General features: G+C 71.3%; 7 protein-coding genes and 1 pseudogene. 4 read left to right on the top strand and 4 right to left on the bottom strand.

All coding sequences use genetic code 11. From position 1 onward, the window contains the following. Together J0695_RS25525 and J0695_RS25520 are read right to left on the bottom strand one after the other, a co-directional pair. The coding region (locus J0695_RS25525) for an RNA polymerase sigma factor (RefSeq protein ID WP_206965679.1) at positions 1 to 941 on the bottom strand (941 nt) is incomplete at its 3' end. Between the two features lie 8 nt (positions 942 to 949). After that, complete coding sequence (locus J0695_RS25520; RefSeq protein WP_206965677.1) at positions 950 to 1,357, bottom strand: YciI family protein; 408 nt, start codon at positions 1,355 to 1,357, stop codon at positions 950 to 952. A 203-nt stretch (positions 1,358 to 1,560) separates the two neighbouring features. On the opposite strand from J0695_RS25520, the pseudogene J0695_RS25515 reads away from it, so the two are divergent. Further along, positions 1,561 to 3,019 (top strand): annotated as a pseudogene (locus J0695_RS25515) (MFS transporter). Here J0695_RS25515 and J0695_RS25510 read toward each other — a convergent pair. Both J0695_RS25510 and J0695_RS25505 read right to left on the bottom strand, forming a co-directional pair. Continuing rightward, on the bottom strand, positions 3,016 to 3,621 hold the full coding sequence (locus J0695_RS25510) for a response regulator transcription factor (RefSeq protein WP_206965674.1): 606 nt from the start codon (positions 3,619 to 3,621) through the stop codon (positions 3,016 to 3,018). The pseudogene J0695_RS25515 and the gene J0695_RS25510 overlap by 4 nt on opposite strands. After that, a complete protein-coding gene (locus J0695_RS25505) occupies positions 3,618 to 4,808 on the bottom strand; it encodes a sensor histidine kinase (protein ID WP_206965672.1) in 1,191 nt (396 codons plus the stop codon). The genes J0695_RS25510 and J0695_RS25505 overlap by 4 nt, the downstream gene beginning before the upstream one ends. 320 nt (positions 4,809 to 5,128) lie before the next feature. On the opposite strand from J0695_RS25505, the gene chsH3 reads away from it, so the two are divergent. The 3 genes from chsH3 to J0695_RS25490 all read left to right on the top strand — a co-directional run bounded on the left by chsH3 (position 5,129) and on the right by J0695_RS25490 (position 8,168). Then, positions 5,129 to 5,980, top strand: a complete 852-nt coding sequence (gene chsH3 / locus J0695_RS25500) for an enoyl-CoA hydratase ChsH3 (RefSeq protein ID WP_206965671.1) — start codon at positions 5,129 to 5,131, stop codon at positions 5,978 to 5,980. A 145-nt stretch (positions 5,981 to 6,125) separates the two neighbouring features. After that, positions 6,126 to 7,202 carry a Zn-dependent alcohol dehydrogenase gene (locus J0695_RS25495; RefSeq protein WP_206965668.1) on the top strand — a complete coding sequence of 359 codons (1,077 nt, stop codon included), beginning with the start codon at positions 6,126 to 6,128 and terminating at the stop codon, positions 7,200 to 7,202. A 24-nt stretch (positions 7,203 to 7,226) separates the two neighbouring features. After that, on the top strand, positions 7,227 to 8,168 hold the full coding sequence (locus tag J0695_RS25490; RefSeq protein ID WP_206965666.1) for a 3-oxoacyl-ACP reductase: 942 nt from the start codon (positions 7,227 to 7,229) through the stop codon (positions 8,166 to 8,168). The last annotated feature ends 27 nt before the right edge of the window (positions 8,169 to 8,195 follow it).

Raw genomic sequence — 8,195 nt, 5'->3', positions numbered from 1 at the left:
TCGCCGCGCTCCTCGCCGACGGCCACCGCGCGGTTGAGCCTGACGACCGGGCTGTCGGTCAGGCGGGCGAGCTCGTCGTACCACTCGACGATCTGCACCCAGTCCGTCTCCTCGGCGGCGGGCGCGTCGGCGTGGAGCGCGGCGATGGCGGCCTGTGCCTGGAACTCGCCGAGGCGGTCGCGGGCGAGGGCCGCCTGCAGGATCGCGACTCCCTCGGCGATGGCCGTGGTGTCCCACCGTCCGCGGTCCTGCTCGGCGAGCGGCACCAGGCTGCCGTCGGGCGTGGTCCGCGCGGCGCGCCGGGCGTGGTGGAGCAGCATCAGGGCGAGCAGCCCCGCCACCTCTGGGTGGTCGATCGTGGCCGCGAGCCGGCGGGTGAGCCTGATGGCCTCGGCGGCGAGGTCGACGTCACCGCTGTAGCCCTCGTTGAACACCAGGTACAGGACGCGCAGTACGGTGGCGACATCGCCGGGCTGGTCGAGACGCACGCCCGAGACCGTGCGCTTGGCCCGGCTGATGCGCTGCGCCATGGTCGCCTCGGGCACCAGATAGGCGCGGGCGATCTGGCGGGTGGTGAGCCCGCCGACGGCGCGCAGCGTGAGCGCGACCGCCGACGACGGCGTCAGCGACGGGTGGGCGCACAGGAAGTAGAGCCGGAGGGTGTCGTCCGACGCGGGTGCGGGCCCGGGGGCCGGTTCCTCGTCGACGCGGTCCTCGCGCCGGCGGCGGGCGGTGTCCGACCGGGTCGCGTCGAGGAACTTGCGCCAGGCGACCGTGACCAGCCAGCCCTTGGGGTCGTGCGGAGGATCGGCCGGCCAGACGCGGACCGCCTCGACCAGCGCGTCCTGCACGGCGTCCTCGGCCGCCGCGAAGTCGGCTCCGCGGCGGACGAGAATTCCGAGCACACTCGGTGTGAGGCTCCGGAGGAGGACCTCGTTCATGTCGGAGGTCACTCCGTGATGGTGGGATGCGCGCCGAGGAACGGACGCAGTTCCAGCCACTCGTGGATCGGCTTCCCGCCCGCGCCGGGGGCGGCCGACAGTTCCCCGGCCAGATCGACGGCGCGCTCGTAACTGTCGACGTCGATGATCATCCAGCCGGCGATGAGGTCCTTGGTCTCGGCGAACGGCCCGTCGGTGACCGGCGGGCGTCCTTCGCCGTCGTACCGGACCCAGGCGCCTTCGGGGGCGAGCGCCTGACCGTCGACGAACTCTCCGGTCGTCTCGAGCCGGGCCGCGAAATCGTTCATGTACTGGATGTGGGCCGTGATCTCTTCGGGTGTCCACTGGTCCATGGGCACGTCGTTGTTCGCAGCCGGGGCGCCGCGGTAGTGCTTGAGAAGCAAGTACTTGGCCATGGTGGTTCTCCTCGGTACTGGTGCGGCCCATTGTGGTCGCGTTCACTGCGGGGACGGAGCGGGCCACGGGTTCTCGACATCGCCGTACACACTCTTCTGAAGTTTTTCGACGAGCGCCTCCGCGGGACCTAGGACCACCGGCCCCCGCCCGTCATCCGATATCCCGATGCAGGGACCACACACCGGCTGCGACCATTACCCCCATGCCGCAGACCCGCACCGAAGACCTCCGAATAGCTCCAAGCACCGCCCCCGCCCGCACCTGGCTCGTCGTTCTCGCCGCCTGCGCGGGCCAGTTCCTCGTCGTGCTCGACGTCTCCGTCGTCAACGTCGCACTGCCCTCCATGCGCTCCGACCTCGGCCTCTCCGCCACCGGGCTCCAGTGGGTCGTCAACTCCTACGCCATCGCCTTCGCCGGGTTCATGCTGCTCGGCGGGCGCGCCGGTGACCTCTTCGGGCGCAAGCGGATGTTCCTCGTCGGACTCGGGCTCTTCACGCTCGCCTCCCTCGGGGGCGGGTTCGCGCAGGAGGGCTGGCAGCTGCTCGCAGCCCGTGCAGTCCAGGGGCTCGGCGCGGCCGTCCTCGCGCCCTCCACCCTCACCATCCTCACCTCCGCAGTCCCGGAGGGCGCGGCCCGTGCGCGGGCCATCGCCACCTGGACCGCGGTCGGCGCGGGCGGCGGCGCGGCCGGCGGGCTCGTCGGCGGGGCGCTGACCGACTGACTCGCTCTCCTGGCGGTGGGTGCTGCTGATCAACGTGCCGATCGGGGCGATCGTCCTCGTCGGGGCCGTCCGCTGGATCACCGAGAGCCGGGCAGCGGCCAGGCGGCGGCTCGACCTGCCGGGCGCCGTACTGGTGACGGCGGGCGCCGCGATCCTCGCGTACGGCATCGTGCAGATCGAGGCCGAGGGCTGGACCGCCGCCGCGACCCTCGTCCCGCTCGCCGCCGGACTGGCCCTGCTCGCCCTGTTCCTCCTCGTCGAGGCGCGCACCAAGACGCCTCTGATGCCGCTGAAGCTCTTCCGAGTGCGCTCCGTCGCCGCTGCCAACGCCGCGATGTTCGTCTGCGGCATGGGCAGTTTCGGCATGTGGTACTTCATGACGCTGTACGCACAGAACGTCCTCGGCTACACCCCGCTCGGCGCCGGACTCGCCCTCATCCCCAGCTCGCTGAGCGTCGTCGCGGGATCGAAGTTCGCGCCCCGCATCATGCCGGTCATCGGCGCGAGGAACGTCGCCGTCATCGGTGTGCTGATCACCGCCGCCGGCTTCGGCTGGCAGTCGAACATGACCGCACACGGCGGTTACGTCACCTCGATCATGCTCCCCGGCATGGTGATGATGGCGGGCGCGGGCCTCGCCATGACCCCGCTCGCCTCGCTCGCCACCTCGGGCGCCGACCCGGGGGACGCCGGACTCGTCTCCGGGCTGGTCAACACCTCACGGACGCTGGGCGGTGCGCTCGGCCTCTCCGTGCTCTCGACGGTCGCCGCGTCCCGTACGGGCACGAGCACTGGCGCCGAGGCCCTGACCGCCGGATACGCGCTCGCGTTCCGCTGGGGCGGGTTCATCCTGCTGGGCGGAGTGCTCTTGCTGCTCCTCTGGATGCCCCGGTCCGGGGCCGAGTCCCGGTACCGTTCCCGGTTCCGTACGAAGGCCTAGAGCCAGCCCTGCTGACGGGCCGCCCGCACCGCCTCCATGCGGTTGCGGGTGCCCGTCTTGCCGATCGCCGACGACAGATAGTTCCGTACGGTCGACTCCGACAGATGCAGCGTGCCCGCGATGTCGGCGACCGTCGCACCGTCCACCGAGGCGTTCAGTACGCCGGCCTCGCGCGCGGTCAGCGGGCTGGGGCCCGCGCTGAGCGCGGCCGCAGCCAGCGCCGGGTCGATGACCGTCTCGCCCGCCAGGACCCGGCGGATCGCCTCGGCCAGCTCCTCCACCGGGCCGTCCTTGACCAGGAACCCGGCGGCCCCCGCCTCCATCGCGCGCCGCAGATATCCGGGGCGGCCGAAGGTGGTGAGGATCAGGACCCGGCAGTTGGGCATCTCGGTGCGCAGGTCGGCGGCGGCGTCCAGGCCGGTGCGGCCGGGGAGTTCGATGTCCAGGAGCGCCACGTCGGGGCTGGAGTTGAGCGCCGCGTCGACGATCTTGTCGCCCCTGTCCACCTGTGCGACGACCTCGATGTCCTCCTCAAGGCCGAGCAGCAGTGCGAGGGCGCCGCGCATCATGCCCTGGTCCTCGGCGAGAAGTACTCGGATCATGCGCGGGGCTCCATCTCTGTCTCTGTCCCTGTCTCTGCTGCGGTGTTCGCGGGGGCCACGGGTTCCACGGGGAGTACGGCCACCAGCCGGAACCCCTTGCGGGGGGCGGGTCCCGCCGTCAGCGATCCGCCTGCCGCCGCGAGCCGTTCGGTGAGGCCCTTCAGCCCGCTGCCCGGTGCGTCCGAGCCTACGCCGCGGCCGTCGTCGGTGATCATCAGACGCACGTGTTCGGAGGTGCCCTCCACGCTGATCTCGCAGCGGCTCGCCTTGGAGTGCCGGATGGCGTTGGTGGCGGCCTCGCGTACGACCCAGCTGAGCAGGGCCGCCGTCTGCGGCTCCAGGGGCGGGCCCGACTGCCGTACGACAGGATCGATGCCCGCGGCGAGCAGCACCGACTCGGCCCGCTCCAGCTCCTGGGCGAGGCTGGCGTCGCGGTAGCCGGTGACGGCCTCGCGGATCTCGGTCAGCGCCTGGCGGCCGACGGACTCGATGTCGGCGACCTGGGCGAGCGCCGCGTCCAGGTCGCGCGGGGCGAGCCGGCGGGCTGCCTCGGACTTCACGACGATCACCGAGAGGGTGTGGCCGAGGAGGTCGTGCAGGTCGCGGGAGAAGCGCAGGCGCTCCTTCTCGACGGCGGTGCGCGCCAACTCCTGGCGGGTGGAGCGCAGTTCGATGACCGTCTCGGAGAGCGCCAGGAGCGCAGCGGTCACCGCCCCGGAGATGAAGGTGGCGTACCCGACGGTCCACGGGTCCCAGGGACTGTCCCCCTCGACGCCCGCGAGCCATCCCGCCGAGCCGGCCAGGACCACCAGCGTCACGCCGAGCTGCTTTTCGCGCAGGGTGGTGCCCACCGCGAGGGAGAGCAGGGGGAAGTACAGCAGCCAGACGCCGCCGTAACCGATCGCGAGGCCGTAGGTGAGGACCGTCATCGCGCCCAGCAGGTACAGCGTGGTGCGGCTGGTCCGCTTCTCCTTGACGAAGGCGCGGATGGCGACGGAGATGTAGAGGGAGTTGAAGGCGAGGAGGCCGATGCCGCCGATCCAGGGGTTCGGGGTCTCGCCGTTGATCAGGTTCGAGAAGCTGCCCAGGCCCAGCAGCAGCCACGGCAGCAGGGCGTAGCCGTTGGGCGGGCCCGGACGCTGTTCTTCCTTGCTGAGCTTCTTCCTTCGCCTTGGCCACTTCGGCATGGTCTCTCCCGTTGCTGCGGTCCCGGCGGAACCGTATGGGATCACCGTACGGAGCCGGTCCCACCCTCCGGCAGATGCGCTTGTACGGAGTCCGGCGGGACAAATGTCCTGGCCGGTGAAGTTCGATCTGACGTAGCGTCAGGAGTCTTCACAACTCCCGGGGGGTGCGTTATACATAGGGCCCATCGGCTAGAACGCGTTCTAGAACGGGCGTGGGAGGCCGATCCGTATGCGACCTCGGTGCGGTCGACGGTGCGGACGGTCGCACCGAGGTCTTCCAGCCGTAGCACTGCACGAGCACGTCAAGGAGCCTTGAGTACATGCCGATTGATGCAGCGAAGGCCGTCGCCGCCGAACCCCGGTCGAGCGAGATCAGCTGGGGCCACAAGGACGTCCAGCTCTACCACCTCGGCGTCGGCGCAGGACTGCCCGCCACCGACCCCGACGAACTGCGCTACACCCTTGAGTCCAGGCTGCACGTCCTGCCCAGCTTCGCCACCGTCGCGGGTGCCGGCATGGCCCTGGCGGGCGGCCTGTCCGCGCCAGGTGTGGACGTCGACCTCGCCCACGTCCTGCACGGCGGCCAGCGCGTCGAGCTCCACCGCCCGATCCCGGTGAAGGGCAGCGCCCGCTCCACCTCCAGGGTCCAGGCGGTGTACGACAAGGGCAAGGCGGCCGTCATCGTGCTGCGCTCGGAGGTCGCCGACGAGCAGGGCCCCCTCTGGACCAGCGACTCGCAGATCTTCGTACGCGGCGAAGGCGGCTTCGGCGGCGAACGCGGCCCCTCCGCCCGCCTCGACCTCCCCGCACGCGACCCCGACCGGACCGTGGAACGCCCGGTCCGCGAGGACCAGGCGCTGCTCTACCGCCTCAGCGGCGACTGGAACCCGCTGCACGCCGACCCCGAGTTCGCCAAGCTGGCGGGCTTCGACCGGCCGATCCTGCACGGCCTCTGCTCGTACGGAATGACGCTCAAGGCCGTCGTCGACACGGTCCTGGGCGGCGACGTCGCCCGCGTCACCTCGTACAGCACACGCTTCGCCGGTGTCGTCTTCCCCGGCGAGACCCTGCGCATCCGGATGTGGGAGTCGCCGGGCCGCATCCAGGTGACGGTCGCCGCCGTCGAGCGCGACGAGTCGCAGGTCCTCGCCGACACGATCGTCGGCTGCTGAGCGAACACGCGTAAGGGGCCGCAAGCACCGGCCCGCACCCAGCGCCCTGTCCCTGCCGCGCACGGGCAGGGCGCGTCCGCCCAGGACGGGACGCACGGGGCACGCCCCGGTCCCGCCCACCGCACCCGCCGAAGGGATTGGCACCATGCGCGCAGCAGTACTGCACGAGATAGGCCAGGACAAGCTCGAAGTCCTCGACGACGTCGAGGCGGTGGGCTTCGGCCCCGGCAAGGTGAAGATCAGGGTCCGGGCCACCGGGCTGTGCCACTCCGACGTCTCCGCGATGAACGGCGTACTGCCCCAGCCCGCCCCCTTCATCCCCGGCCACGAGGGCGCGGGCGAGATCCTCGACGTCGGCGACGGCGTGAGCGGCCTCAAGCAGGGGGACCGGGTGCTGATCTGCTGGCTGCCCGCCTGCGGGGTCTGTCCGGCCTGCAAGCGCGGCCAGACCGAACTGTGCCTGGCCGGATTCATGAACGCGGGCACCCCCAACTTCAAGCGCCCCGGAGGCGATGTCTTCGGCTTCGCCGGAACCGGCACCTTCACCGAGGAGGTCGTCGTCGACGCCGGGTGCGCGGTGCCGATCCCCGACGACGTGCCGTTCGAGATCGCGGCCCTCATCGGCTGCGGTGTGACGACGGGGCTTGGCGCGGCCATCAACACGGCGGACGTACAGGCCGGTTCGTCGGTCGCCGTCATCGGCTGCGGCGGCGTCGGCATCTCCGCGATCCAGGGCGCCCGGCTCAAGGGCGCGGCCCAGATCGTCGCCGTGGACCCGGTCGCATCGCGCCGCGAGGCAGCCCTGCGCTTCGGTGCGACGGAGGCGGTCGCCCCGGACGAACTCGCCGACGCCAAGCAGCGGATCACCGCGGGCGAGGGCTTCGACTACGTCTTCGAGGTCGTCGGCAAGTCCGCGACCGCGCGCACGGCGTACGAGACGACCCGGCGCGGCGGCACGATGTGCGTGGTCGGCGCGGGCGCCATGGACGACTTCCTCCAGCTCAACATGTTCGAGCTGTTCTTCGACGAGAAGCGGATTCTGCCCTCGATGTACGGCGGAGGGGACGTGCTCCGTTCGTACGAGCGGGCCATCGCCCTGTGGCGCGCGGGCCGCATCGACCTCGAATCCATGATCACCCACCGGGTGCCGCTCGCCGGGATCAACGACGCCCTCGCCCAGATGCGTACGGGCGAGGCGCTGCGCACCTGCATCGAGATCTGACCCGACCTGAGGGGAATTCCACGTATGTCACTGCCACTTGAGGGCCTGTCCGCGATCGTCACGGGTGCGGGGCGCGGTCTCGGCCGCGCCGAAGCGCTCGAACTCGCGCGGCTCGGCGCGTCCGTCGTCGTCAACGACTTCGGCCAGCCGGGACGCGACGGCTCGGGGGAGGCCTCGGCCGCCCCCGCGGAGGAGGTCGCCGCGGAGATACGGGCGGCGGGCGGACAGGCGGTCGCCCATCTCGGTGACGTCGCCGACCACGAACAGGCGCGTGCGCTGGTGGAGTTGACGGTCGGTACGTACGGAAAGCTCGACATCCTGGTCAACAACGCGGGCATCCTGCGCGACCGGATGATCTTCTCCATGAGCGAGGCGGAGTGGGACTCGGTGATCCGGGTCCACCTCAAGGGGCACTTCAACACCACCCACTTCGCCTCGGTGCACTGGCGCGAGCGGTCCAAGGCGGCGGGGGGTCCGGTCTACGGACGGATCGTCAACACCTCGTCGGAGGCGTTCCTGGCGGGCTCGGCGGGCCAGCCGAACTATGCGGCGGCGAAGGGCGGGATCGTGGGCCTGACGACGTCGACGGCTCTCGCCCTTGGCAAGTACGGGGTCACGGCGAACGCGATCTGCCCCCGGGCCAGGACCCGTATGACGGAGGACGTCTTCGCCGGCTTCGCGGAGCCGGGGGCGGGCGAGCTGGACGCGCTGGCGCCCGAGCATGTGTCGCCACTGGTGGGCTACTTGGCGTCGCCGGCGGCGGCGAAGGTCAACGGCCAACTGCTGGTGGTGCACGGGGGGATGGTGGCGATCGTGGACCGCCCGAAGGTGGCGGCGAAGTTCGACACGGCGAAGGACGCGTTCACGTACGAGGAGCTGGACGGCGTGCTGTCTCCGTACTACGAGGGGCGGCCGTCGGGCGAGACGTTCGCGGCGTCGGAGGTCCTGGGCCTGAAGCGGAGCTGAATCCCCGCTCCGGGGGCTCCGCCCCCG

Source organism: Streptomyces beijiangensis (genome assembly GCF_017315755.1).
In the GTDB taxonomy this organism is placed as follows: Bacteria; Actinomycetota; Actinomycetes; order Streptomycetales; family Streptomycetaceae; genus Streptomyces; species Streptomyces beijiangensis.
Note: the sequence above shows the minus strand (reverse complement) of the source record. Positions and strands in the feature narration are given on the sequence as shown.